Raw genomic sequence first — 26,305 nt, forward strand, 5'->3', positions numbered from 1 at the left:
AATGGTTCATGTGCGATCGCTCCTGACAATCTTTGCCTTCCCAGCAATCCCACTATGTTAAATTCAATATAACTCCTGCGGATGAGGAATCACGTAATGGCGGCTTCTGTGGAACATGGCTTAAATAATAGCGCTTTTATTCCTCCCTTAGAAAGTGGCGATCGCTTAACCCGCCACGAATTTGAGCGTCGTTATACAGCAATGCCTGATAAAAAAGCAGAATTAATTGAAGGAGTCGTCTACGTCGCATCACCCCTGCGTTTTAGAAGTCATGGTTTACCTCATGGAAACTTAATTATCTGGTTAGGAAATTACAAAGTTTCCACCCCAGGCGTAGAACTAGGCGACAATGCTACTGTGCGCTTGGATTTAGACAATGAACCACAACCTGATGTTTTGCTGTTGATAGATAAACCAGCTAAGGGACAGGCACAAATCAGTGAAGATGACTACATAGAAGGCGCACCGGAATTAGTCGCAGAAGTAGCAGCCAGTAGTGCATCTATTGATTTGTACGACAAAAAACGCGCTTATCGTCGCAACGGAGTACAGGAATATATCGTTTGGCAGACTTTGGATAATAAACTCGACTGGTTTTGTTTGCAAAATGGTGAATATTTGCCACTCATAGCAAATGCAGATGGGGTGATTAAAAGTAGGGTATTTCCAGGTTTGTGGTTAGCTGTCACCTCACTAATTACTGGAGACATGACAAAAGTTTTAGCAGTGCTACAACAAGGGTTAAATTCAATAGAACACACAGAGTTTGTTGAGCGTTTAGCTTAATAAACCACTAAGGGCATAGCAATGCTGTGCCCCTACGACAGATGTGGTTCAAATACTTGAATTGTGCTGTAATATCATGTCCGCCAGATTACCCATAATAAAAGAACCCCACCCCCAACCCCTAAGAGCTCTTCGGGAGGGGAGACAAAGCATAGCTTTGGCTCTTTGGGGTTGTTCGGGTTTAATAAGCAATCAAGCGGACATGATATTACCGAAAAACCTCACCCTGTACTGACTTTAATCCCTCTCCTTAATAAGGAGAGGGACAGGTTTTGCGTAGCATAACCAGGGTGAGGTTTCTTTAAGCGATAAACTGTAAATTGCCTCAAGAGACACTTGTGTGTACACCGTAGCCCCGATCGCTTTTTTGGATAGAGAGCTTATTTAATACACCTCACCCTCAATCCCTCTCCTTATAAAGGAGAGGGAAGCTAGAGATAGGATGAAGCTTTGCATTTTATTTAATCCACGTTCCTAAGCAAACTCTATAGTCTCAATAAACTCTAAAATACTCTCCTTGATGTCTTCGGCTTCTTCTTCAACGGAATCGGGAATTTCCCCGTTAATAAAGCTGTGCTGATTACTAACTATATACAAAAACTCACCCCTGATAAAAGTCAGCAGCCCCCGGTAAGCATCTAATCTGATCGCAGTTCCATTATTTTCTTGCTTAGAAATTGTCGAACCTTTGGGCATATCAATTAAAACGTAGTAAGCGCCTCGCAAAGTGTCTGACAAATATTCAGTATATTCCACAGAAGCATCTGGTACATTGGCAAAAATCGCTTGGGGTACATACTTATCTACTAAGATTGTTTGTAAATATTCTTCTTGTCCAATAGCCTCCAATTCCTCTAACTGTTCTAGGGGAAAAGGATAATAATCGATTCTCAGCAAAGTACCGATGTCATCGGAAAAGCCAACTACTCCTTCCTGGCTTTGAATTCTACCGCCCTGCTGCGGATCAACCGGAATCGGCACCGTAAAATTACCTAAAAGTGATTGATATGTCTGTTCATTAAAATCTTCGATGACTACTGTTTCATCTTCGTCATCATCTGCATATTCTTCCTCTTCCTCTTCCTCTTCTGCTTCTTTAAAGGCTGCAATTACTTCTTTGATGATTTCTTCTGCTTCTTCATCCTCAAGTTCCAAAGCTGCTTGTAGCCTTTTGAGGTAGGATTGTTTCGATTTCGGGATGGCGAGATCATCGTCTAAAAGCACTATCACCCCAGCTGCAAAACCATCCAGCACTAATTCATCTGAGAGAGATACTTTAGCAACATTAAACAAGGGACCAATTCCCTCTTCTTCTACAATCTCTATGAGTCTATCAACTATTTCTGTAATTTGATCTTCTGAGTATTCGTCAAAGACCTCAAATTCCCAGAGGATACCCGCTAAACTTTCTGCATCTACATCTTCAATTGATGAATCAGCGATCGCAGTGACAGTTGCGATCGCCGCCACTGCTTCCTCTGGACTTAGTGATTCCTCTGATGTCTTTGGTGAGTTAAAAACCTTGTCATATTTGGTCATAATTGCTACCTGAATTAATCGGTTAATAGTAATAACAGATTGAAAGTGACAATGGTCAGTTTACCAATGCAGCGAATCTTCTAGAGAAAAAGTTGGCTAATACATGGTTTACTCAGTATTGCTCAGGTGTAACGAAACCTTGTTGACTGTCGTAAAATCTGTTGTCAAATATACACCTAAACATTAGCTAGGCTCAATATTTACAGCAAGTCACTTTAACTAGATATTGTAAATTTTTGTGATCAGGGACTTGCAATTAAAAAAATCTCCATTTAGTCGGGTGTATTACGGGAGCATCTCAATGAGTCTAAAAAGCCTTGTCAAACCTCACCCCAACCCTCTGGGATGCTTTGGAGAGGGAGCAAGAATCTTGTTTCTCACCTAGTATATTTGCAAAACTGCGTTACTTTCTGAAGAACGTGGATTAAATAAAATGCAAAACTTCATCCTATCTCATGATCCCTCTCCTTTATAAGGAGAGGGACTGACGGTGAGGTAAGCCACTACCTACTTACTAACTATTGGAGAATTTATTTTTTGGGATTCCCTGAAGCTATTAGCGTTAATAACTGCTATAGTCCTTTGTTTTTATTCTCTTGCAGAGGAATTATATCTATCGATGGAATTATAAACTAGCTAGCGATAGATACCTACACCGTGAGACAGATGTCACAATAGCGAAGTTTGTAGTGACACACAATACTCGAAAGGTTGTACTGTTGGTTCTACAAGTGTCAATTACATGAAACTTTGAGTCTTTTTATGGTAAAAAGCCCTGCATCTCAGTTCTCACCAGATCAATACAAAGTTGATTCGCCACAAGAAGAAATAGAAGTTCTTATAGAAAGCCCACCATCAGAAACTGAGATTGATCTAGAGTTTCTTTATACCAGAGATATTGAATTTCGTCAAGAAACTATTTACTTTGCTGTGGTCGATCGCTTTTATGATGGCGATCCAGATAATAGCGAAGGTGCAAACTCAGAATTGTACGATCCAACTAGACAAGAGTGGGGTAAGTACTGGGGTGGCGACTTGCAAGGGGTGATTGATAAATTAGATTATCTCAAAAATATGGGAGTGACTGCCCTTTGGCTAACTCCACTGTTTGAGCAGGTTGAAGAATTATTTGTTGGCAATGCAGCGCTACATGGCTATTGGACAAAAGACTTTAAGCGAATTAATCCTCGCTACATTGCTGAGGGAGAGAATCCTTCTTTAAACGCTACCCAAGAAGAAAAAAATACCACCTTTGATCGGTTAATTACAGAACTGCACAAGCGGAATATGAAGCTGGTGCTAGATATTGTTTGCAACCATAGCAGCCCTGATACTAGTGGTAGTAAAGGCGAATTGTTTGATGATGGCGTGAAAATTGCTGACTTCAATGATGATGTTAATAATTGGTATCACCACTATGGCGAGGTGCAAAACTGGGAAGACGATTGGCAAGTACAAAATTGTGAACTATCTGGTTTAGCAACCTTTAATGAAAACAATACTGAATATCGTCAGTATATCAAGTCAGCAATCAAACAATGGCTAGACCGGGGTGTAGATGCACTGCGGGTGGATACTGTCAAGCACATGCCTATCTGGTTTTGGCAAGAATTCAATGGCGAGATCACCAATCACAAACCAGATGTATTTATTTTCGGTGAATGGATTTATAGTAATCCTAGTGACGATCGCTCCGTGGAATTTGTTAACCACTCAGGGATGACACTTTTAGACTTTGGCTTGTGTGTGGCAATTCGAGCCGCACTAGCGCAAGGTTCAGAAAATGGATTCCAAACAATTCAATACATTTTTGATCAGGATTATCGCTACAACGGGGCGGCTGAGTTAGTCACCTTCATCGATAATCATGATATGTCCCGCTTCCAATCGCTGAATCCTGATCCAGCAATGTTGAAGGTTGCGATCGCCTTAATTATGACATGTCGCGGCATTCCCTGCATTTACTACGGTACAGAACAGTATCTGCATGACGACACCGATGGCGGTAATGACCCATATAACCGCCCAATGATGGAAAATTGGGATACTGAGAGCGAGATTTATCGTTGCATTAGACTGTTATCTGGTTTACGGCGACTGAATCCCGCCGTGTCAATGGGTAGCCACTGGCAAAAATACTTAACAGCCGACGTTTACTGTTATGTGCGGCGCTATCGTGATTCCGTGTGTTTTGTCGCTTTAAACCGGGGAGGAGAAGTTACTCTCCCAGAAGTGGAAACAGAATTACCCGATGGCGAACATACTTGCGTGGTGACTCGCAATAAGTATGAGGTGAAAGACGGCAAAATTTATGACTTTGTACTACAAGAACGGGGAGTATTTGTTTTCAGCCACGTTGGCGAACGCATAAAAGCACAAACAATTGTGCGCGTGCAACTCAATGGCGTGGATACCCAACCCGGTGAAATCATTGTGGTGACAGGAGATTGCCCAGAGTTGGGTAACTGGGATATCAGCAAAGCATATCCTTTAGAGTACATCAACTCAAATACTTGGTCTGCCGAGATTCCCTTTGATGAGAGTGCTGGTAAGCTGATTACTTTTAAATATGCCATGTGGCGGGAAGGGCGATCGCCTTTGCGCGAAAATCTCGTAAATCGCCGTTGGGTGATTGCGAAAGAAGGTACCGTCAAATGGCGTGACAGCTGGGCGTCGGGAAGAGAATCGTAGAAATATAGAATGATGTAAGCTAAAAAACATCTAACTTGCATAACTAAATTAAAAATAACTCTTGTGGGGTGGGCATCTTGCCCGCCCAGAATATGCAATTTAAATGTGGAACAGCTTATGAAGAGTGAAGAATTAAAATTTTGATTCTTCACTCTTCATTATTTATAAATAATAAGTAACAAAAAATACATAAAGAAGCGTATTCTACCGCAGTGTGCGCCATAGTGTAGTAGTTAGATACTTGAGTAATTTTGTTATGATTCCCACAGTCATTGCACCCCACCCCCAGCCCCTCCCCGCTCTTCGGGAGGGGAGACAAACTGTAGCTTTGCCGAGGTGGGGTTCTTTTATTAGGGGTAATCTAGCGGACATGATCTAATTAGGTCTTACGCAGTATACAAAATAACCATCTTATGGATAAACGTAAATACGTTGTTTCAGGCTTTTATTAATCATTTTTGATTGGTTGCGATCGCTAAAATACAGCAGATTTCAAGTTAGTGAAGTACACCATCTAAGCCTCAAAGCTAGGCACAGAGCCTATTATAATTCTGAATTCTGACGCCTCGGCAAAGCGTCTCCGGCTTTGCTCCTGAATTCTGCTGTATCATTGAAAAATCTAGCTATAAGCCTTGAAAACTATACCTGTTACTTTGGCTTCTCTGTCAATGCGTAAGTCCTAATTACTTGTTTAGTAATAACGCATCTCTATTTGGAGACTGTGAATGCGTATAGTTTATTATTAAACACGCCTAGTCCGTAGTGGCTGTAGCCGGAGCCCCAATACACCGTACCATTAACCACCGCGGCACCTGCAACCACTGACCCCCCGCTGTTAAAATCCCAGAGAATTTTACCAGTCTTTGCATCCAATGCATACATATTATTTGAGTTTTGCCCTGATGCCAGGGATCCAGCATACACTACTCCATTCGCTACCGTCATTGGAGCCTGATCCTTCGCACCTGCTGGGTCCGCAATTTGCCAGATAATCTTGCCAGTCGCTGCGTCGAGCGCACTCCATGACCCACCTTTGGTAGTCTTACCCGATGGTTGTAGCTTATACTCCTTGGATTGAGAGTTTGAGATGGCGACATAAATTTGTTGACCATCTGTGGCTGAACCCCACTGGATTCCACCTGTTGTGCCACCAGGACCAACGATTTGGCTCCAGACGACTTGACCGTTATCCCGGTCAAGCGCCCAAAAAACGCCGCTCTTCTGCCCAGCGCCGATTAAGTCGCGCGGTTGTCCAGCATTTTTAACGGTAAAGAGCATCGGCCCCTGGGCGAAATCATAATCCTCTCCTTTGGGGTCAGGGCAATTGCGCGCAAGGCCAAACTGGCAGGTAATATTCCACGTATCGTACCCCTCCAGCTTATTCGACCACTTAATCGCGCCGGTATCGAGATCAAGTGCCACGATCGCGTCAATATAATTGTTGGGAGCGAGGCATTGCGACTGATCGCTCGGCGTTGGCGAAGAGAGCTTGGCGATGCAATCTTTTGCCGTCTGGGGCACCTCGTAGTTATTACCTGTTGCAATATATACTGACTTTCGCTTGGGGTCGATTGCTGGTGTACTGCCCCACACTCCTACGCCTGAGTAGCCACCCGGTTGGCCACCGTTATCCGGTACGGTGTAGGTCTTCCACAATATCTTTCCGGTGGTCAAATCGACTGATGCCATGCTGCCACGGAAGGTGCAGCATTGGTAATTTGGATTTCCGAAAGGGTTTCCCTCCTCCAGTGAGGCAACCCCAACGTATACACGGTTCCTATAAATCGCTGGCGACTGAGTGATGACGGCGCTTGGATGAGAGTCAAGTTTTGTCTTCCAGATTAGCTTGCCCGTATCTTTGTTAATTGCCATCAGGTAGGCACCACCCTGGCTGCCGATAATCACTTTGTTCCCCTTGACGGCTGGACTTGTGCGCGACATCGCTGTTGGGATAATTGAGTAAGGTGTGCCCGAACTCGCTTTTAGGATACTTGGGTCACTGATGTAGTTGGCGATAGTATTTGACCAAATCTGGGCACCCGTCTGTGCATCGATCTTGAACAAGTTTCCAGCCCAGTCAGGCAGGTATATAGCTCCATCTACAACCGCCGGTGTCGCTGATATCTCACCACCTGTAGTAAAAACCCATTTGGGGGACAAGGAAGCTACGTTCTCTGGTTTGAGATATCTCTCAGTCGCTTGATTGCGGGTATTCTTTAAGTTCTGACCACCCAACTTCCACTCGCCATCCCACTTCCACTCGCCATTCCACTTCCACTGCCTATCATTAGCACGACTAACAATCGTTGGCACGACCAGTATCAATGCCATTGTAACAACTCCAACTGCTCGAAGGCAAAACGAATAACTTTTAGTCACCATTAGCAAGTTCCACTACTAGTACTAAAGACAATCTGTTATGGCTCTGTTATACTTTTGCGAAAAAAGCCATAATTGCTGATAGCCTACCATAAAGCAAGTAAGTAGATAACTGATATCTCGCACCTGGTGTACAGTGACAAATTAAATGGGATCGTTTCAATTGCGGCTCTACCGTCAGCAAGGGAAGCGGAGCCTCTAGAACGGCATTCCCAGTCGGAGACTGGGAACGAGACAATCTAAAAGCTAGTTATAGACTGGCTTTTACGTTAAGTTGACACGTATGATCATTGCTGTGCCGCTACGAAAGATGTGGTTCAAATACTTGAAAACTGCTGTAAATAAAATCCAAAACTTCATCCTGTCTCTAGCTTCCCTCTCGTTTATAAGGAGAGGGATTGAGGGTGAGGTAAACCAGGGTACTGGATGTTCATTAGAGATATCGTGATGTTCATTAGAGATATCGTGATGTTCATTAGAGATATCGTGATGTTCATTAGAGATATCGTGATGTTCATTAGAGATATCGTGATGTTCCTTAGAAATATCGTGATGTTCATTAGAGATATCGTGATGTTCATTAGGAATATCGTGATGTTCATTAGAGATATCGTGATGTTCCTTAGAAATATCGTGATGTTCGTTAAGACAGCTTCTGCATTCAGGGTGACGCCTCCTGAAGTGGTGACAACTGGTGATTAGTAAGTTGTTCTCAGTAAATGCTAGGAGCGATCGCGCAGCCCCTAAAATACCTCAAGAAAGATTTATGCTATGCAAAAGCCGTTCCTCTCCGTTAACGTGAATAATTGTTAATTGTTATTCACATAGCTTTGCATTTTATCGCCAAATATAAAATCATGCGACAAGATTAAAAATCTAAAATCGAATATGGGCAAAATATACTGACAGTTATACACTGACAAATTCAGTATAAACTTAAAAGGTAATATTTATGGCGACAGTATCAACAAGCACTTTATCTCAATTTTCCAAAGAGCGATCGCTCATTCTCTGGTTTGATGAAGTTGGTATTGCTGATATCCCTGTAGTTGGTGGTAAAAATGCCTCACTAGGGGAAATGATTCAACAGCTAACGCCCAAAGGCATTAATGTTCCCGGCGGATTTGCTACCACTGCTTACGCTTATCGTTATTTCATCCAATCAGCAGGGTTAGAAGCAAAGCTACGCGCACTCTTTGCAGACTTGGATGTTGAAGATGTCAAAAATTTACGAGAACGAGGCAAAAAAGCGCGATCGCTATTAATCCACACCCCATTTTCTGTAGAATTGCGAGAGGCGATCGCTACAGCTTACCATAGTCTTTGTGAACGATACAACGCAGAGACAGATGTGGCAGTCCGTTCTAGTGCCACCGCCGAAGACTTACCCGATGCGAGTTTTGCCGGACAGCAGGAAACTTACCTCAACGTTGTCGGTGCCGAAGGAGTTTTAGCAGCTTGTCATAAATGCTTTGCTTCCCTATTTACCGATCGCGCCATTTCTTATCGCCACACCAAGGGATTTGACCATTTTAGCATTGCTTTAGCTGTGGGCGTGCAAAAAATGGTGCGCTCTGACTTAGCAACCTCTGGGGTGATGTTCTCCATTGACACAGAAACCGGATTTAAGGATGCGGCACTGATTACAGCCGCTTACGGTTTAGGTGAAAACGTTGTCCAGGGGTCTGTAAATCCCGATGAATACTATGTTTTTAAACCGACTTTAAAAGCAGGTTTCCGCCCAATTATCGATAAAAAATTGGGCAGTAAAGAACTAAAAATGATTTATGATGACGGCTCCAAATTTACGAAAAATGTGGCTGTTCCGGCCAGTGAAAGAGGCAAATTCGCCCTGAGCGATCAAGAGATTTTACAACTAGCAACTTGGGCGTGTTTAATTGAAGACCATTATTCCCAAGTCCACGGCATTTCCACTCCAATGGATATTGAGTGGGCAAAAGATGGAATTACTAACCAACTTTTTATTGTGCAAGCGCGTCCCGAAACCGTGCAGTCGCAGAAGACGGGAAATATATTGCGGAGTTATCGGTTGTTATTGGAAACTGGAAACTGGGGACTAGGGACTGGGGAAAAATCTTCCCAATCCCCAACACCTCTAATTACTGGGCGGGCGATTGGAGAAGCTATTAGTCAAGGAAAAGCACGCCTAATTTTAGATGTTCAGAAACTTGGACAGTTTAAAGCCGGGGAAGTTTTGGTGACAGAAAGAACTGATCCCGATTGGGAACCAATTATGAAACGCGCCAGTGCAATTGTCACCAACTCAGGGGGGCGCACCTGCTTTGATGGAAAAACAAAGGTTTTAACCAATAAAGGTTTTATGACCTTGCGTGAGATTTATGAGCAAGGTTATCAAGGTTTGCTAACTCTATCATTAAATACCCAGACGAATAAAATAGAGTGGCAACCAATTCTTGATTCGATGAAAAGACAATCAAAAATGATTAATGTTAGTGTCTCTCAAACAGGCAGAGTTACTGACAACTGCTTGCGCCTGACTCCAGATCACAAAATGATTAATATTAGAGATGGCGAATATCTAAAAACTGAAATTCAAGATATGCTTGCAGCCCAAGAAATGGTGGTGATAGCAGAAAATATCCCGCAGTTAGATGTCCCTCAAAAAGAAAACATCAAGATGGCTTACTTCTTAGGGGGTATTCTCACAGATGGGTCAATTTACAAACGCCGTACTCATGGAGAGGTACAGTTTATCCAAAAGGATACTTTGCCAAAGCAGGAATTTATCGCTGCTATGCACGAATGCGTGTCTACACTTTACAATAAACCATTTGTCGCATATCCAAAAAATCCGTCTTCTGGGTATATAAGAGGTCAATTAGTAGTAGGTCAAGCAACAGCTTACAGACTCTACTCTAAACAAATAGCCTACGATTTGTACGACAAAGAGCAAAATATTGTTAGTATATTGCTCAACAACTCTTTGGAAGTTGCTTATAATTTCCTAGCAGGTGTAATTGATGGAGATGGCTGTTACTTTAATAATCGTATTCATATATATGTGTCAGAAGAACTTTTATTACAAGCTGTAATTGTAGCTTGTTTAAAAATAGGTACTGTTCCTCAAGTGACGAAAAATAGAGGAATACACAATGTACAGTTGGTTGAGAAATTAGTAGAAATATTGCAGTTTACCAATAGAGTTAAAGGTAAAGTTAGCGATAGAGTAATACAAACACGCTTCTTTGCTACCAAACAACTATTTGATGAAAATGCCACAGGACAGATAAAACTCAGAAGAGATAATAATTTCCTGATTTCTGACAAACAACTATATAAAATTGGCAAATTTAATCACCTACTTGCAGGTGATATTCGGATGCATCGGGTGGTTGGAGTGGATGAAGAGACTCATGATGATGTGTTCAATATTACAGTTGCCGAACATCATAACTATGTTGTATTTACCAGCAAATATACACCAGTGATTGTCTGTAATTGTCATGCAGCAATTATTGCGCGAGAATTGGGTGTACCTGCGATCGTGGGATGTGGCAATGCTACAGAAATTTTGAAACCTGGTCAAGAGGTAACAATTTCTTGCGCTGAAGGGGAAGAAGGAAAAGTTTATGCAGGCTTATTACCTTTTGAGGTTCAAGAAGTTCCTTTAGAGAACTTACCCCGCACCCGCACTCAAATTTTAATGAATGTGGGTAATCCCCAAGAAGCATTAAGTTTATCGGCAATTCCCAACGATGGCGTAGGTTTAGCACGGACAGAATTTATCATCGCTAATCAAATCCAAATTCATCCAATGGCGTTGATTCACTATCACTTGTTAAAAGATGAATTTGTGAAAGCTAAAATTGCTGAGATTACTGGACTTTACGACGATAAACCCCAGTATTTTGTAGATAAATTAGCTCAAGGCATAGGTAGAATTGCGGCGGCTTTTTATCCCAAACCAGTAATTGTAAGAATGTCAGATTTCAAAAGTAATGAATATGCCAATTTGCTAGGTGGGCGACAGTTTGAACCCCATGAAGAAAACCCAATGCTGGGTTGGCGAGGAGCGGCGCGTTACTATGATGAAGGTTACAGAGAAGCTTTTGCCTTAGAGTGTCATGCCATCAAACGGGTACGGGAAGAAATGGGTTTGATGAATGTGATTGCGATGATTCCTTTTTGTCGCACTCCCGATGAAGGGCGTTTAGTTTTGGCAGAGATGGCAAAAAATGGTTTAAAGCAAGCTGTTAACGACTTGCAGGTTTATGTGATGTGTGAGTTGCCCAGTAATGTTATTTTGGCTGAGGAATTTGCTGAGGTATTTGATGGCTTCTCCATTGGTTCCAATGATCTAACTCAGCTGACACTAGGGATAGATAGGGATTCGGCATTGGTAGCGCGGTTATTTGATGAACGCAGTCCAGCTGTGAAGCGAATGGTGAAAATGGCCATAGAAGCGGCGAAAAAATGCGATCGCAAAATCGGCATTTGTGGACAAGCACCTAGCGATTACCCAGAATTTGCCCAGTTTTTAGTTGAACAAGGAATTGACTCCATTAGTCTGAATCCAGATTCGGTTTTAAAGACGATGCTAGAAGTCGCAAAAGTTGAGGGTAATTCGTAATTCGTAATTCGTAATTCGAGTAATTTATGCCAGCTAAAGACCGTTACCACGAAAACTTGAAGAATGCCTTAATTAAAGATGGCTGGACGATTACCGACGATCCCTTTCATCTAAAGTGGGGAAAAAAGGATCTGTACGTTGATTTGGCAGCCGAAAAGTTGCTCATAGCAGAAAAAGGAACACAGAAGATTGCTGTTGAAATCAAGACCTTCAGTGGTGACTCGGAAGTAGCAGACCTCGAACAGGCAATTGGTCAGTACTTTACTTACCTTGCTGTAATGTCCCGCAATTATCCAGATAGGATTTTGTATATTGCTGTTCATGAGGATGTTTTTACTGATATTTTTGAGGAAGAGCCGCTTGGTAAACTTATATTGGAAGACTACAAAATTCCTCTGATTGTTTTTAATCCAAAGCAAGAGGTTATTGTCCGATGGGTAATTTGGAGCAATACAGGCAGCTAATTTGCAGCATTCTTACTGAACACACAAAGATTCCTTACTCTTATGGCAATATTCAGCATGAAACTATCTTTGATAAAGAACAGGATCGATATTTGGTAATGATTCTTGGTCGAGAACCAGTGCTAGAACTCTCTCCAACTGCAACGCGTCGCGTTCACGGCTGTTTGATTCACATTGATATTATTGATGGCAAAATTTGGATTCAACGTGATGGCACTGAAGAGGGGCTAGCAACGGAACTAGTGAGGGCAGGTGTGCCGAAGGATCGGATTGTATTGGGATTTCGGTCTGAAGAACTGCGGAAAAATTCAGAATTTGCGATCGCATAGTAGAGAATGGGGAGTGGGGAGTAGGGAGTAGGGAGTAGGGGAAGAAGAATTATTAAGGAAGTATCTCAGTTTTGCAAATATACCAGAAGAGAAACTAGATTCTTGCTCCCTCTCCTTACTAAGGAGAGGGTTGGGGTGAGGTTTTACAAGGCTTTTTACACTCATTGAGATGCTCCCATTATTAATCAATGCCCAATGCCCAATGCCCAATGCCCAATGACAAATGACAAATGACAAATGACAAATGACTAAAAAGTGGTTTCAAATTGGGATGGTGTGTGTATTTCTTCTCTCACTTGCCTTACGGTTTTGGGGATTGGAGCGATTCAACACTCTGGTATTTGATGAAGTTTACTTTGCTAAATTCGGTAATAATTATCTCACGCATACGCCATTTTTTAATGCTCATCCACCGCTAAGTCAATATATAATTGGTATCGGCATTTGGATTGGTAGTCACATTCCTTTTTGGCATGATACGGTAAATGGGCTGACAGGTTCATTGCGATCGCCTTGGACTTATCGTTGGTTAAATGCCCTCACAGGCTCATTTATTCCCTTAGTTGTAGCTGCGATCGCTTATCAATTGAGTTATCGCCGTAGCTTTGCAATACTTGCAGGTTTGTTCACAGCTTGTGATGGCATCTTTCTAGTTGAGTCTCGCTATGCTTTAAGTAATGTTTATATCGTCATTTTTGGTTTGTTAGGACATTGGTTTTTATTATTAGCATTAGATAATCAAAATCGGAGACGTTCTTTTTATTTAATTTTTGCTGGCATTACTTTTGGTGCGTCAGTCGGTACTAAATGGAATGGTTTATGGTTTCTGTCAGGTGCCTATCTGATTTGGATAGCAGCTTGGGTAATTCATTTGATACATTCTTTTCCTAACCCAAAACTCTTTTTTACATCCCCCTCATTGAAGGAGTCAGAAGGCAGAAGTCAGGAGTCAGAAGGCAGAAGTCAGGAGACAGGAGTTAATACTTATTCTCCCTCATATTCCTCATCTCAGACGCCACTACAAAACTTGACTCAGCTAAACATTTTTCAGATGCTGTTTTATCTAGGAATTATCCCAGCTTTTATCTACAGCATTATTTGGATTCCTCATCTTCAGCTAGATAAAAGGTATGGATTTATTGCAGTACATCAAGAGATTTTGAAGTTTCACTTAAGTTTAGGTGGCAATAGTCCTAATGTGCATCCTTACTGTGCTGCTTGGTACAAATGGCCTTTGATGACTCGGCCAATGGCATATTATTATCAAACGGCTGAAAGTATCACCGAACCGTTACCTGTGATGGGGCCACCTTTGCCTGCTGGTGCTGGGCAAGTTGTTTATGATGTCCATGCAATGGGCAATCCATTTCTGTGGTGGTTTGGTATTGCTGCCATGTTGTTTTTAGTTGGGATGCTGGTGTCACAATTAGTAATTTCTTATGTGAAGAAAAAGCGTTTTTCTGTACCTGCAACTCTTACTGTTGATACTTGGATTGCCTTGTATTTAGTGATTAATTATCTTGCTAACTTATTACCTTGGGTGGAAGTGACGAGGTGCGCTTTTATCTACCATTATATGTGTGCAGTGGTGTTTGTATTTTTAGCGATCGCTTGGTTTGTTGATCAGTGTCTTCGCAGTTATCATCAACAACTCCGGGCGGTAGGTGTCACTATTACTTTTATCATTCTGGTTGCTTTTATTTTCTGGATGCCCATTTATTTGGGTTTACCCCTCTCCCCTAACGGTTATAAGCTGCGAATGTGGTTCAACTCTTGGATTTGATTAAATGATAAGGCATTGGGCATGGGGCATGGGAAGAATAATAGATTCACCCGAAAATGAGAGCTTTATTTGTGGACAGGTCTAATAACTCCAAACTCTTGTACAGACGCGATTAATCGCGTCTCTCCTAACTTATTTATTAACTTAACATAACTACATATAATATAGATTTGTCTAAGTACATGGCTTTCACATTTCTTATTAGTATGTGCGTTATTTACTGTTAAACTCTTAAAAGCGGAAGCAGATGAAAATAAAGCTGCAAAAAGCAACACCAGGGCATGGTGAATTAGATATTAAGTAAAAATAATGAATGAGAAATTATAAAATTTTTACATTTATCATTCTCCGTTCTTATAGATAATCTAGTTTTGATGCTCCCAAACAATAGAGGAGGGTGATCATCAAAATGAACTTAAAATTGCCAGATATTAATTTAATTAGCTTGAAAGAGGCATCGATTCATCTTTCTAGTCAAATTCAGCCTCATGGTGTCCTGTTAGTCTTAGAGGAGCCTGAGCTAAAAATATTACAAGTTAGCACTAATACATTAAATATTTTCGGAATTGCTCACGAAAATATGGTGCAAACAAAACTAGAAGATTTACTCGACCCATTCCAAATAGATAGAATTAAAGCAGGGCTATCCGGGTTAAATATTGATTTCATCAATTCCACCAAAGTTTGGGTGCGAAAAGAAGGTGATAACTACATAGTATTTGATGCAGTATTTCACCGCAATCAAGAGGGATTTTTAATTATGGAATTAGAACCTGCTATTACTGAGGGAAATATTCCATTTTTAAACTTTTATCATCTAGCTAGAGCCTCCATAAATAAACTAGAAAAAACATCAAATCTTCATGAGTTTTGTCAAGTTATCGTTCAAGAAGTTCGGAAAATAACGGAATTTGATAGGGTAATGCTATATAAATTTGATGATGATGGACATGGTTCCGTTGTCGCTGAAGAAAAACTAGAAAGCCTAGAACCATACTTAGGACTGCATTACCCAGAATCAGATATTCCCAAACTAGCGAGAAATTTATTTGTTACCAATTCGATCAGAATCATACCGGATTCTTCTTCTGAGCCAGTAAAAGTTTTTCCTGTCAATAATCCAATTAACGATCGCCCGATTGATTTAAGCAACTCTATTCTCAGAAATGCTGCTCCTTGTCATATGGAGTACTTGCATAATATGGGTGTTGGTGCAACGCTTACTATCTCTTTAATTAAAGACCAAAAACTCTGGGGGCTAATTGCTTTTCATCATCAGTCCCCTAAATATATTTCCTACGAATTGCGTAAAGCTTGCGAATTTTTGGGGCGATTGATATTTGCTGAAATCTCAGCTAGAGAAGAGACAGAAGACCACGATCGCCGGATAAATATGATATATCTTCAATCACTCTTGATAGAAGATATGTCTCAAGATGAAAACTTTATTAATGGTTTAGTTAAAAACCCGCAGCATTTTCTAGATTTGGCTAACGCTCAAGGCGCAGCCGTGTATTTTGGGGGGAATTATCGGATAGTTGGTGAAACGCCTAAAGAAGAAGACCTGAATTTTTTAGTCCAATGGCTGAAGAATAACGTTGAGGAAGAAGTATTCCATACAGATTCTTTGCCGCAGATTTACCCAGATGCCGAAAGGTTTAAAAACGTTGCTAGCGGTTTATTAGCTATTCCCATCGCCAAACGGAATTATATTTTGTGGTTCCGACCGGAAGTAATTCAAACTGTAAATTGGGGTGGCGATCCTAACCAGGCGTTTGAAGTTAGGCAGTCCCAAGGAAATGTCCGTTTATGTCCACGCAAATCATTTGAACTGTGGAAAGAAACCGTCCGCTTAACGTCTTTACCTTGGAAAGATATAGAAGTAAAAGCAGCACTGGAATTGCGGAAAGTAATTGTGAATATTGTGCTGCGTCAAGCTGATGAACTTGCCCAGTTAGCCCAGGATTTAGAACGTTCTAACGCCGACCTGAAAAAGTTTGCCTACGTCGCCTCCCATGACTTGCAAGAACCTCTTAATCAAGTTGTGAATTACGTGCAACTATTGGAGATGCGCTATCGTGAAAAACTCGACAAAGATGCTCAGGAATTTATCAGCTATGCTGTGGAGGGAGTTACCCTAATGCAGACATTAATTGATGACGTGCTGGCATACTCAAAAGTGGATATGCAAGCGATCGCATTTCAAATGACCGAAGTAGAGACAGCCTTAAATCAGGCGCTGGGCAATTTGCGTCAACGGATTAATGAAATTGGGGCGACGATCACCCACGATGCCTTACCAACCGTGATGGCTGACAGCACCCAACTGATGCAGCTATTCCAAAATCTGATCGGTAACGCCATTAAGTTCCACAGTCACCAGCCGCTACAAATCCATGTGGGGGCACAAAGGATAGAAGATGCATGGCTGTTCTCAGTTCGTGATAATGGGATTGGCATTGACCCACAATTTAGCGATCGCATTTTCGTGATCTTTCAGCGCCTACATACACGGGATGAGTATATCGGTACAGGTATCGGTTTAGCAATATGTAAAAAGATTGTCGAATGCCACCGGGGACGGATCTGGGTAGAATCAAAACTAGGTGAAGGCGCAACCTTCTACTTTACAATTCCAGTTGGAGGACGTGAACTTGAGCACAGAAACAGGAGAAAAACACAAAACTATCTTTTTGGTCGAGGACAATAAAGCTGACATTCGCTTAATTCAAGAAGCCTTGAAAAATAGCTTAGTGCCACACGAGGTAGTAACGGTTAAGGATGGCATAGATGCTATGGCTTATTTACGCCAAGAAGGCGAATATATTAATGCACCGCGCCCTGATCTCATCCTCCTGGATTTGAATTTGCCCAAGAAAGATGGTAGAGAAGTGCTGGCGGAAATTAAAACTGACCCAGCACTAAAACGTATTCCAGTCGTTGTCTTAACAACCTCAAAAAATGAGGATGATATTTTTGAAAGCTACAACTTGCATGTAAATTGCTATATCACTAAATCCCGCAATCTTAATCAGCTATTCCAAATCGTCAAGAGTATTGAAGATTTTTGGCTCTCGACTGTGACGCTACCATCGAAGTGAGCTTGTCCTAAGCATATACAGCGTTTTTCAGGTAAATGAGGTACAGAGGTAGGGGCACAACATTAGACCTCTTGCAAAAGTCCCTAACACCCCACGCCCAGCCAGTTATCCGATTACCCAAAAGTCCTCTAAAACCTCAAAGAGTCCTATCTTTAATCCCTCTCGTTAATAAGGAGAGGGACAGGTTTTACTACGTAAAACCAGGGTGAGGTATCTCAGGGGCTATGAGACTTAACCCGAAAATTGCCGTTCAGAAAGCACTTGTACGTACACTGTAGCCCCGCAAGCAGGAGGGGAGACAAGCGTAGCTTTGGCGGGGTGGGGTTCAAATTTATTGATTTATGCAAGAGGTCTATTGTTGTGCCTTTACAATAATCTGTACAGAGGCGCTTGTTGCAATCTGCTGTCAAATAATAGACAAGCCTGTACAATAGTATAAAACTATGCACAGGCTTTTCTGTATAAACCGCATTCCTTAGCGAAGAAATCATGTTTAATGTTGGGTTTCACTTCGTTCAAACCAACCTACAATTATCCTTAAACCAAGCGTATTGGTTTATAAGGGATTTCCAAGAAATAAATTATGCATCTTGTGGGGTGGGCAGCGTTCGACTGAGCGCTGCCCACCCCACAAGACTTTAATTAAATTTAGATATAAATTTAGATATGTCAACTAGATGTAAGTAGGTAGGCGTAATTAAATATAAGATCAAACCTCACCCTCAATCCCTCTTTTTAGTAAGGAGAGGGAAGCCGGAGGTAGGGTGAGGTTTAATAAGTAATTAAGCGGACATGACATAACTCAGCACTCAAAAATTTCCAGGGGTGAAACCCGAAGATTATGGTTGTAAGCTACTCAGTAAAAATCTTGTTAATTGAGGATAACCTAGCTTATGCTAGGTTGTTAGAAGAATTTTTGATGCAAACCCACTCCCAAGGGTTTACTTTGGTTCATGTGAATCGATTGGGGGAAGCACTTCAGGAACTAACTCAGTGTAATTATGATGTTATTTTGTTAGATTTAAATCTACCTGACAGCGAAGGATTGTCATCTCTGCCTCCTGTGATTGATCAAGCCCCAGGTATAGCAATTGTTGTCCTAACTAATCTAAATGACGAAGAACTGGCAATTGAGGCAGTGCGACAGGGGGCACAAGATTATCTAGTCAAGCGCCAGGTAAATCCAGATGTATTGGTTCGCTCCTTGCGTTATGCGATCGAGCGCAAGCAGCTTTTAGAATCATTACGCACAGTCAATGAAGCGTTACAGAGCCGGGTTGAAGAACGAACTGCTGAACTGGTGAAAGCCAATGAACTCAACCAGTTCAAATCTGAATTTGTCTCAATGTTCTCCCATGACATCCGCAATCCCCTAAATACTATTCTCTTGGCTGCTGGATTGCTACAAAACTATGACGAAAATTTGACCAAAGAGAAAAAACTGAATCATTTGCAAATGATTCGCTCGGCGATCAAAAATATGGGTCAGCTATTAGATGAAGTTTCATTTATCGGTAAAGCTGATTCTGGTAGATTGCGAACTCATCCGATCCGCTTAGATTTAGAAGCTTTTTGCCGCCAACTGGTCGAAGAAGTTCGATTAATGGCAAGCGAGAAACATCTGACTTTAGTGTTTGCCAGTTTTGGGCAATTAGGCGAAGGATTATGGGATAAAAGCTTGCTGCGGCACATTTTGAGCAATTTACTTACCAATGCTATTAAATATTCACTACCGGACGGAATAGTGCGCTTTGAACTAATTGGTGAGGAAAAAACAGTAATTTTCCGAATTCAAGATTGGGGAATTGGCATTCCTCAAGAAGACCAAAAGCAACTGTTTCAGCCTTTCCAACGTGCGGACAATGTTGGAAGCATTCCTGGTACCGGCTTGGGGCTAGCGATCGCCAAAAAGTCTGTCGAAGCACACGGAGGCGAAATTGTAGTTAATAGTCAAGTTGGAGTGGGCACTACATTTACTGTCACCCTCCCTTTGCTCAGAATTTAAGCTGTTAGAGGATGTTTTAAAGTATTATTACTTAATACCAAAAGCTCCCAAACCTAACCCCCCTAGTCGCCCTTCACTACAAGCTAATGGAGATTTCAAAGCCTCTCAACCCTGACGGGGAGAGGAATGGAAGCGGGGTTTTTTAGTGGACTTTAAGACTTGACAAATATCCTCTTAGGCAGAGATAAATCCAAGTTGATTTTGACTTGTTGAGTAAGCGTTTAAACATAGAAAATTAATTGATAATTCTTCGGAATTCCCAAATTTGATTTGTAGTTAATGTATACCTACATAGTGTGATCGCTAATTGTAGAGTAAAAAAGGTAAAAACAAACACCCGAAAAACTCATTTGCAAGTGCTTGACTATGATTCAAGCATGAGGTATTCGTATGTCTGCAAAACTAGTAAATCCTATGTATATGTCCGACTGCCAAGGGAAACCTGAAACTAAATATCCAACTGCAACTGGTGGTAAATATTTAACACCGTTTCAACGGAAACTACTGCTAGAAAATTTGTACAAAAGTTTACCTGAATCTTACCGTCAACGAATTGAAATCATGTTGTTGGCAGATGAGGGGAAAACTCAAAGGTCGATTTGTCAAACCTTGGGATGTTGTGCAGCAACAGCAAGGCATTGGATGCACATAGCTCGGACTGGGATGGCGCACCAATGGCAAGATTGTCCTATTGGTCGCCCTAAAGCCATAAATGACCAGTATTTAGAACGTTTGAAAGAGCTGGTTAGTAGTAGTCCCCGCGATCATGGCTATGTTTTTCGGCGCTGGACAGCAAACTGGCTAGGGAAACATCTGGTAAAAGAATTTGGGATTGAGGTGAGCGATCGCCATATCAAGCGACTGCTCAAACAGATGGGGTTATCCACACTAGCAAAACCCAGTAATGCTGAACAGGCTCAAGGTTCCAAAATTTTGATTGCTGATCTTAAATCGGCACCTATTTCCGATAATTCTGAATTGTTACTTATTAACTTTGCAAAATTAGGAAAAGATGTAGACGTTCATGGTGCAAGATATATCTGCTCAGTTGCTTTCTCTGCAACAGTTCAACAATACTCTGGGTTATTCTCTCTCGATAGAGGAATTTAAACCCTGTCTTCAACAAGTTAAATTTATCAACCCGAAAGTCGGCAAATTCTGGCAAGGAACCGATGCTCAAGCAGGAATCTATATTGCGATCGCTGGTAAGGTCAGGTTGCTAGATAGCGCCGATGAGCTAATCGCCACCTTGGAGGCGGGAGACTCATTTGGGGAATTTACTTTGTTTAAGGAGGGTGACTTTAAATCTTATGCAGCCAGAGCTTCGGTCAACTTGCAACTGGGCTTTGTTCCGGGTGAAGTGTTGTGGCCATTGATGGCTAAATATCCCCAAATTCGCCAACATTTATGGGCTAAGGCGCTATCTCGTAATCCCCAACAGGTGGACTCAGATAACCCGCCAGTAATGCCATCTGACTCCAAACGGCAGCATGAAACAAAGGTTTTATCAACGCCAGCAGTAGAGCAACGCGAGAAAAAGATTAGCAAAGCCTATTTTCCCAACTCCACGCAGCGAGTCGGACATTTATTACAGCGTGTGATTCGGCGCTATCCGTTTTTTGCTCAACAGAGTGGATCGGATTGCGGTGCAGCTTGTTTAGTGATGGTGTCTCGCTATTGGGGGAAAAATTTTAGTGTAAATCGCCTGCGGGATATCGCCAATGTTGACCGCAATGGCTCGTCGCTGCGGGGGTTATCGGCGGCGGCGGAAAGCATTGGGTTTGCTACGCGACCTGTGAAAGCGAGTCTTGACCAATTAGCGAAGCAAAAATTGCCGGCGATCGCTCACTGGGAGGGGAAGCACTACATCGTTGTCTATGAAATCACTCCAAAACAGGTAATTGTGGCAGATCCTGGTATTGGGCAACGCAGCCTCAGCCACGCCGAATTTAAAGCCAACTGGACTGGTTACACATTGCTACTGCAACCCACAGCCTGGTTGAAGGATGCCAAAGAGGCTACAACTCCCTTTTGGCAATTCTTTGAGTTGATGAAGCCTCACACTTTAGTAATGCTAGAAGTGTTTGTCGCTTCCTTATTTATCCAGATTTTTGGACTGGTTACTCCCCTATTCACCCAGTTAATTTTAGACCGAGTGGTGGTGCAGCGTTCTGAACTAACCTTAACGGCGGTGGGGTTAGGGTTACTGATTTTTAGTTTATTCCGTGTGGCGATGACAGGGTTGCGGCAATATCTATTAGATCACACAGCGAATAAAATCGATTTAGCCCTGATTGTGGGATTTATTCGCCATACCCTACGGCTACCCTTGAGTTACTTTGAGTCCCGTTATGTAGGGGATATTATTTCTCGTGTACAGGAAAACCGCAAAATTCAACGCTTCCTTTCTGGTGAGGCGTTATCCATCCTGCTAGATTTAGTCACTGTCTTTATCTATTTAGGATTGATGTTTTGGTACAGCTGGAAAATGGCGTTGCTGGTATTGGTGATTGTACCGCCTTTTTTCCTGCTGGCATTGATTGCCACACCTTTTTTACAAAAGATTTCTAGGGAAATATTTAATGCTGTTGCTAATGAAAGTAGCTATCTGATCGAAGCCCTTTCTGGTGTGCGAACAGTTAAATCCACAGCAGTAGAACAGAGCGAGGAAATTTTAAGAGAGCAAACACCAGCTAGAGCAACTGATGATTGGGCTGACGCGACGAAGGATTTACTTGATAGCTTGCCCCAAGTTTGGACAAGAGGATTGCTTTATTTTTTGGTAGTCTTTGTGTCGATCATTTTACCTTGGGCGATGCTATCTAAGGTGGATGAAACGGGTACGGCAAGAGGGCGACTTGAGCCAAAGGGAAAGACGGTTAGGCTGGATGCTGCTGTGGCAGGTACTGTTGCCGAAATTCGGGTAAAGGAGGGTGATTCGGTTAAAGTTGGGCAGACTTTATTGGTGTTGGAATCGGAATTAGTTAAGGCGGAAATGCGACAGGCGCAGGATAAATTGGAGGGACAATTAAATCGACTTTCTCAGTTAAATTCATCTAAAAGTCAGTTAGTTGTATCTTTGACAACGCAAGACCAACAAAACCAATCTCAACAGTTAGAAAAGCAGGCTCAAATTGACCAAGCGCGACAGAATATGAATGCTCTTAGGAATTCCTATGACTTACAAAAAGACGAAAAATTAGCTCAAGTCAATCAGGCACGGCAAACTTTTGAGCATAGTCAAACAGCTAATAAGTTAGTAAATAGTAGTTTGGCGAGTACCGAGCGGGAAGTGGAACGCTATCGCAGTCTTTGGCAGTCAGGGGTTGTTCCAGAAATTAATGTTGTCCAGAAACAAGATATAGCTAAAGACAAGCAACAGTTATCCGAACAAAATAAGTCAGATATTCAGCAGGCTAAATTACGTTTGGTAGAACAACAGAGTAGTTATGAGCGGACTATTCGCCAAGCAAATGCAGATATTGAGCAGGCACTATTGCGACTGAAAGAACAGGAAAGGAGTTATCAGACCTTAACTCGTTCCAGCAAACTAGCTATGCTAAAAATCGACGAACAACAGAAGAATTTGGAGACAGAAATTACTACGCTTCAGGCAGAAATTGCTCAAAATAAGAGTCAGATTGTCTCGTTAAAATTTCAGTTAGGACAACGAGAGTTAAGAGCCACCGTGAATGGTAGAGTGTTTCAATTACCGATACAACGGGCTGGGTCTGTGGTGCAGCCTGGAACAATGATTGCGGAGATTGCACCTCAAGGTTCGCCTTTAATAATTCGGGCGCAAATGGCGACAACTGAGAGTGGTTTTTTGCGAAGAGGATTGCCAGTCAAGTTAAAGTTTGATGCTTATCCGTTTCAGGATTATGGCGTGCTGGAAGGAGAATTGTTAGAGATTTCTCCTACTACTATAGAAGTGGATACACCTAATGGGAAGGTAGCAGCTTATGACTTGGAAATTGCCTTAAAACAAAATTGTATTCCCTCAGCTAATAAATGTATTGCCTTGCATCCTGGGGATACGGCGACAGCTGAAGTGATTGTGCGCCAGCGTCGGATTATTGATTTTCTGCTTGATCCATTTAAGCAGTTGCAGCAAGGAGGTGTGAAATTGTAGAGCCGCGGTACTTATACATTCCTAAACCTAACCAGCTAATCCCCTAATTTCCTTGCAAGTAAGGAAAGCGGGCGGAAAGCTCTTCTTTCAGCGAAAAACATTTAATGTCGTCTATCTACTTAGGAGAAACATCATGTTACAAACTATCACTATTACCAACGAAGATATTCTTTCTCAAGTCAAGCTATCTTGCAAAATGCCTGAGTTGGTTGAGGGAATTGTTACCCGCAAGATTATTGAAAATGCCGCAAATGAGGCAGGTATCAAAGTAGAGACTGAAGAACTTCAGAAAGCAGCAGACCAAATGCGGTTAATGAACAAACTTATTAGTGCTGATGATACCTGGGTATGGTTAGAAAAACATAGTCTTTCTATAGATGATTATGAAGAAATTGTCTACAGCACCGTCATTTATGAGAAGTTAGCTACTCATCTGTTTGCAGATAAAGTCGAAGCCTATTTCTTTGAAAATCAACTAGATTATGCTGGTGTGTTCATGTATGAGGTTGTTCTAGATGATGAAGACTTGGCGATAGAACTCTTATATGCCATTCGGGAAGGCGAGACGAGTTTTTATGATGTTGCTCACAAATATATTCAGGATACGGAATTACGCCGAAAAGGCGGATATCAAGGAATGGTACGCCGAAAAGATTTGAAACCAGAAATTTCTGCTGCTATTTTTGCTGTTAAGCCGCCACAGCTTCTCAAACCCATTATAACTTCTAAAGGGGTGCATCTGATTTTAGTGGAGGAAATTATTCAACCAGAATTGGATAAAAAACTGCGCTATCAAATTCTATTAACTTTGTTCTTTGAATGGATAAAACAGCAAATTAAGCAAGTTAAAGTAGCAAAAAAGCTGGATTTAAATTTACTTATAGCTTAAGTTTTAATAAAAAAAAGAGGAGAAAAAATATTATATTCTCCTCTTATTTATTATCTAGTTTAATGTAGAATACCAACAGCCACAACTTTAGTGAGGATCTGCCAAATCATCTCATATACCTTGCAAGTCAAACTAGACAATATAAAGAGCGAATGTGAAAGAACCAGATTTGGTTATAGAAATCTTGCTTGGCTCAATGGAGAGCGAAGCAAGGTTGAGGGTAAAAAGGAAGCAACAATATTTGATTATGAAAGCAGGTTGAGTTTGACATGATATTTTTGGCTATTTATGTAATAACTTCAGCCTTTCATTTCACTCGACCATTTTTATCCAGATTCTTGTTTTTACTGACTTCCATCTACCTCTATCACCCAGACAGCTTTCCTGACTTTTCACGGTATGTGGAAACGGTTATTTTAAGAGTTTTCCAAGCCCTGATTTTTCCGTTAGCTATTTTCATTAGCTAAAAAATATTGAGAATTAGACTGTGGAAAAAGCCGCGCTTTTTCGGGGCTTGAGAACTTAGCGTGAAAAGTCAGGACAGCTTTCCAACTATGTAGCCAGCTAGAAAAATACCTGCACCGACGCAATATCCTGAACTAAGAATTAAAGCAGGAGTTATGCCGCCGTGAGTTAAATCAAGATCAGCATCTGTTAGCTCACTGAAAAAACTCTCAGAATCATGAAACAGATCAATACCAGCAGGACGTAGTTCAGAGATTGTAATACTAGCCATTTTGAAATATACTCCTAAGTCAATTTGTGTTGGTTGTAATTAGACTTTTAATTACCTCTTACGATTATCATAATATGTTATATAATCGATTATTTAAATATTTTAATCACTAGAAGAGGGACAAAAAGAATGCCGTTATATGTTTGTTTAGTCCGCAACTTACTACACTATTTTTCGGTAAACAAAAATCCTATATAGCAGTCCTAAATCATTTGTGAAAATTCTATATCTCTTTCTTCTTTCTTCCCTTTGTGTCCTTGGCGTTCTTGGCGGTTCGTTTCCTTATCTATATTTTTCACGACTCATTTAGGATTGCTATATTTATTTGGATAAAATACCTTACAGCACTTCCGGCTATTATGAAGCACAATTTTACCCACATCCCTTTCCTATCCTAACTTTTGAGACTGTGTGCGTACCTCATAGCAGGCGGAAGTGCTGTATTGTGGCAATACGGTTCAGTTAAGCAAATTTATCTGTTTAGGCAGGCTCTTGAGGCAGGGGAGGCAAAGAACTAATTATCTATCAACTTTTTTCTCCCCCTGCTCCCCTGCTCCCCCTACTTATCTGAACCGTATTGCCTTATTGTGGATGATATATCCGACATTCCGCACTTCAAGATGTAGCACATAAATATTCAAGAATATTTCCTAATAATGCTTAATTATTAAGTATTAATACTGAAAAATTTTAACTTTTTTTTGATTTTTATTTAACCACCATTAGCCAGATGTTGGAAATCCTCGTGTATTACATGATGAAGTGCGGAATGTGGGATATATATAAAATATTTATGACCTTTTTGTTTTTTCACTACTTACTTAATTTCTCAAAATTAGAAAAACCAATAAAAAATCAG

At 41.3% G+C, this 26,305-nt stretch carries 15 protein-coding genes; 12 read left to right on the forward strand and 3 right to left on the reverse strand.

The features are described from left to right. Positions 1–96 precede the first annotated feature (96 nt). Positions 97–786, forward strand: a complete 690-nt coding sequence (locus tag V7K31_RS28815) for a Uma2 family endonuclease (protein WP_335099348.1) — start codon at positions 97–99, stop codon at positions 784–786. Positions 787–1,260: 474 nt separating this feature from the next. On the opposite strand, the gene V7K31_RS28820 is transcribed toward V7K31_RS28815, so the two are convergent. Next, positions 1,261–2,325 (reverse strand): hypothetical protein, encoded by a 1,065-nt coding sequence (locus V7K31_RS28820; protein WP_335099351.1) that lies wholly within the window; start codon positions 2,323–2,325, stop codon positions 1,261–1,263. Positions 2,326–3,087: 762 nt separating this feature from the next. Between V7K31_RS28820 and V7K31_RS28825 the strand changes: the two genes are divergently transcribed. Beyond that, complete coding sequence (locus V7K31_RS28825; RefSeq protein WP_335099354.1) at positions 3,088–5,016, forward strand: alpha-amylase family glycosyl hydrolase; 1,929 nt, start codon at positions 3,088–3,090, stop codon at positions 5,014–5,016. Between the two features lie 708 nt (positions 5,017–5,724). On the opposite strand, the gene V7K31_RS28830 is transcribed toward V7K31_RS28825, so the two are convergent. Further along, positions 5,725–7,347: an outer membrane protein assembly factor BamB family protein gene (locus V7K31_RS28830; protein WP_335099357.1), complete on the reverse strand. Its 1,623-nt coding sequence runs from the start codon at positions 7,345–7,347 to the stop codon at positions 5,725–5,727. A 1,000-nt stretch (positions 7,348–8,347) separates the two neighbouring features. On the opposite strand from V7K31_RS28830, the gene ppsA reads away from it, so the two are divergent. From ppsA to V7K31_RS28880, 10 genes are all read left to right on the forward strand, one after another. Continuing rightward, positions 8,348–12,007, forward strand: coding sequence for a phosphoenolpyruvate synthase (gene ppsA, locus V7K31_RS28835; RefSeq protein ID WP_335099359.1), 3,660 nt, complete (start codon positions 8,348–8,350; stop codon positions 12,005–12,007). Positions 12,008–12,033: 26 nt separating this feature from the next. Then, positions 12,034–12,471 carry a XisH family protein gene (locus tag V7K31_RS28840; protein ID WP_335099361.1) on the forward strand — a complete coding sequence of 146 codons (438 nt, stop codon included), beginning with the start codon at positions 12,034–12,036 and terminating at the stop codon, positions 12,469–12,471. Next, entirely contained in the window at positions 12,441–12,800 is a 360-nt protein-coding gene (locus tag V7K31_RS28845; RefSeq protein WP_335099364.1) for a XisI protein, read from the forward strand. The genes V7K31_RS28840 and V7K31_RS28845 overlap by 31 nt, the downstream gene beginning before the upstream one ends. A gap of 244 nt (positions 12,801–13,044) precedes the next feature. Further along, complete coding sequence (locus tag V7K31_RS28850) at positions 13,045–14,583, forward strand: dolichyl-phosphate-mannose--protein mannosyltransferase (protein ID WP_335099366.1); 1,539 nt, start codon at positions 13,045–13,047, stop codon at positions 14,581–14,583. A 409-nt stretch (positions 14,584–14,992) separates the two neighbouring features. Further along, positions 14,993–17,293: an ATP-binding protein gene (locus V7K31_RS28855; protein WP_442941403.1), complete on the forward strand. Its 2,301-nt coding sequence runs from the start codon at positions 14,993–14,995 to the stop codon at positions 17,291–17,293. Beyond that, positions 17,238–17,684, forward strand: a complete 447-nt coding sequence (locus V7K31_RS28860; RefSeq protein ID WP_335099369.1) for a response regulator — start codon at positions 17,238–17,240, stop codon at positions 17,682–17,684. Before V7K31_RS28855 ends, V7K31_RS28860 begins: the two co-directional genes overlap by 56 nt. A gap of 841 nt (positions 17,685–18,525) precedes the next feature. After that, complete coding sequence (locus tag V7K31_RS28865) at positions 18,526–19,689, forward strand: hybrid sensor histidine kinase/response regulator (protein ID WP_335099372.1); 1,164 nt, start codon at positions 18,526–18,528, stop codon at positions 19,687–19,689. Positions 19,690–20,079: 390 nt separating this feature from the next. Further along, entirely contained in the window at positions 20,080–20,799 is a 720-nt protein-coding gene (locus tag V7K31_RS28870; protein WP_442941405.1) for a helix-turn-helix domain-containing protein, read from the forward strand. After that, a complete protein-coding gene (locus V7K31_RS28875) occupies positions 20,714–23,821 on the forward strand; it encodes a cysteine peptidase family C39 domain-containing protein (protein WP_335099375.1) in 3,108 nt (1,035 codons plus the stop codon). The genes V7K31_RS28870 and V7K31_RS28875 overlap by 86 nt, the downstream gene beginning before the upstream one ends. Positions 23,822–23,954: 133 nt before the next feature. Next, positions 23,955–24,710 (forward strand): peptidylprolyl isomerase, encoded by a 756-nt coding sequence (locus V7K31_RS28880; protein ID WP_335099378.1) that lies wholly within the window; start codon positions 23,955–23,957, stop codon positions 24,708–24,710. A gap of 535 nt (positions 24,711–25,245) precedes the next feature. Here the strand turns inward: V7K31_RS28880 and V7K31_RS28885 are convergent. Beyond that, complete coding sequence (locus V7K31_RS28885) at positions 25,246–25,446, reverse strand: hypothetical protein (protein ID WP_335099381.1); 201 nt, start codon at positions 25,444–25,446, stop codon at positions 25,246–25,248. Between the last annotated feature and the right edge of the window lie 859 nt (positions 25,447–26,305).

This window comes from Nostoc sp. (assembly GCF_036917675.1).
Taxonomy (GTDB): domain Bacteria; phylum Cyanobacteriota; class Cyanobacteriia; order Cyanobacteriales; family Nostocaceae; genus Nostoc.

Excerpts from the sequence above, each read along its gene's own strand:
- V7K31_RS28875 (WP_335099375.1), top strand. The coding sequence starts at position 20,714 with ATGGTGCAAGATATATCTGCTCAGTTGCTTTCTCTGCAACAGTTCAAC.
- V7K31_RS28830 (WP_335099357.1), bottom strand. The coding sequence starts at position 7,347 with ATGGCATTGATACTGGTCGTGCCAACGATTGTTAGTCGTGCTAATGAT.
- V7K31_RS28885 (WP_335099381.1), bottom strand. The coding sequence starts at position 25,446 with ATGGCTAGTATTACAATCTCTGAACTACGTCCTGCTGGTATTGATCTG.
- V7K31_RS28870 (WP_442941405.1), top strand. The coding sequence starts at position 20,080 with ATGTCTGCAAAACTAGTAAATCCTATGTATATGTCCGACTGCCAAGGG.
- ppsA (WP_335099359.1), top strand. The coding sequence starts at position 8,348 with ATGGCGACAGTATCAACAAGCACTTTATCTCAATTTTCCAAAGAGCGA.
- V7K31_RS28820 (WP_335099351.1), bottom strand. The coding sequence starts at position 2,325 with ATGACCAAATATGACAAGGTTTTTAACTCACCAAAGACATCAGAGGAA.
- V7K31_RS28855 (WP_442941403.1), top strand. The coding sequence starts at position 14,993 with ATGAACTTAAAATTGCCAGATATTAATTTAATTAGCTTGAAAGAGGCA.
- V7K31_RS28815 (WP_335099348.1), top strand. The coding sequence starts at position 97 with ATGGCGGCTTCTGTGGAACATGGCTTAAATAATAGCGCTTTTATTCCT.
- V7K31_RS28845 (WP_335099364.1), top strand. The coding sequence starts at position 12,441 with ATGGGTAATTTGGAGCAATACAGGCAGCTAATTTGCAGCATTCTTACT.
- V7K31_RS28865 (WP_335099372.1), top strand. The coding sequence starts at position 18,526 with ATGGTTGTAAGCTACTCAGTAAAAATCTTGTTAATTGAGGATAACCTA.
- V7K31_RS28880 (WP_335099378.1), top strand. The coding sequence starts at position 23,955 with ATGTTACAAACTATCACTATTACCAACGAAGATATTCTTTCTCAAGTC.
- V7K31_RS28840 (WP_335099361.1), top strand. The coding sequence starts at position 12,034 with ATGCCAGCTAAAGACCGTTACCACGAAAACTTGAAGAATGCCTTAATT.
- V7K31_RS28850 (WP_335099366.1), top strand. The coding sequence starts at position 13,045 with ATGACTAAAAAGTGGTTTCAAATTGGGATGGTGTGTGTATTTCTTCTC.
- V7K31_RS28825 (WP_335099354.1), top strand. The coding sequence starts at position 3,088 with ATGGTAAAAAGCCCTGCATCTCAGTTCTCACCAGATCAATACAAAGTT.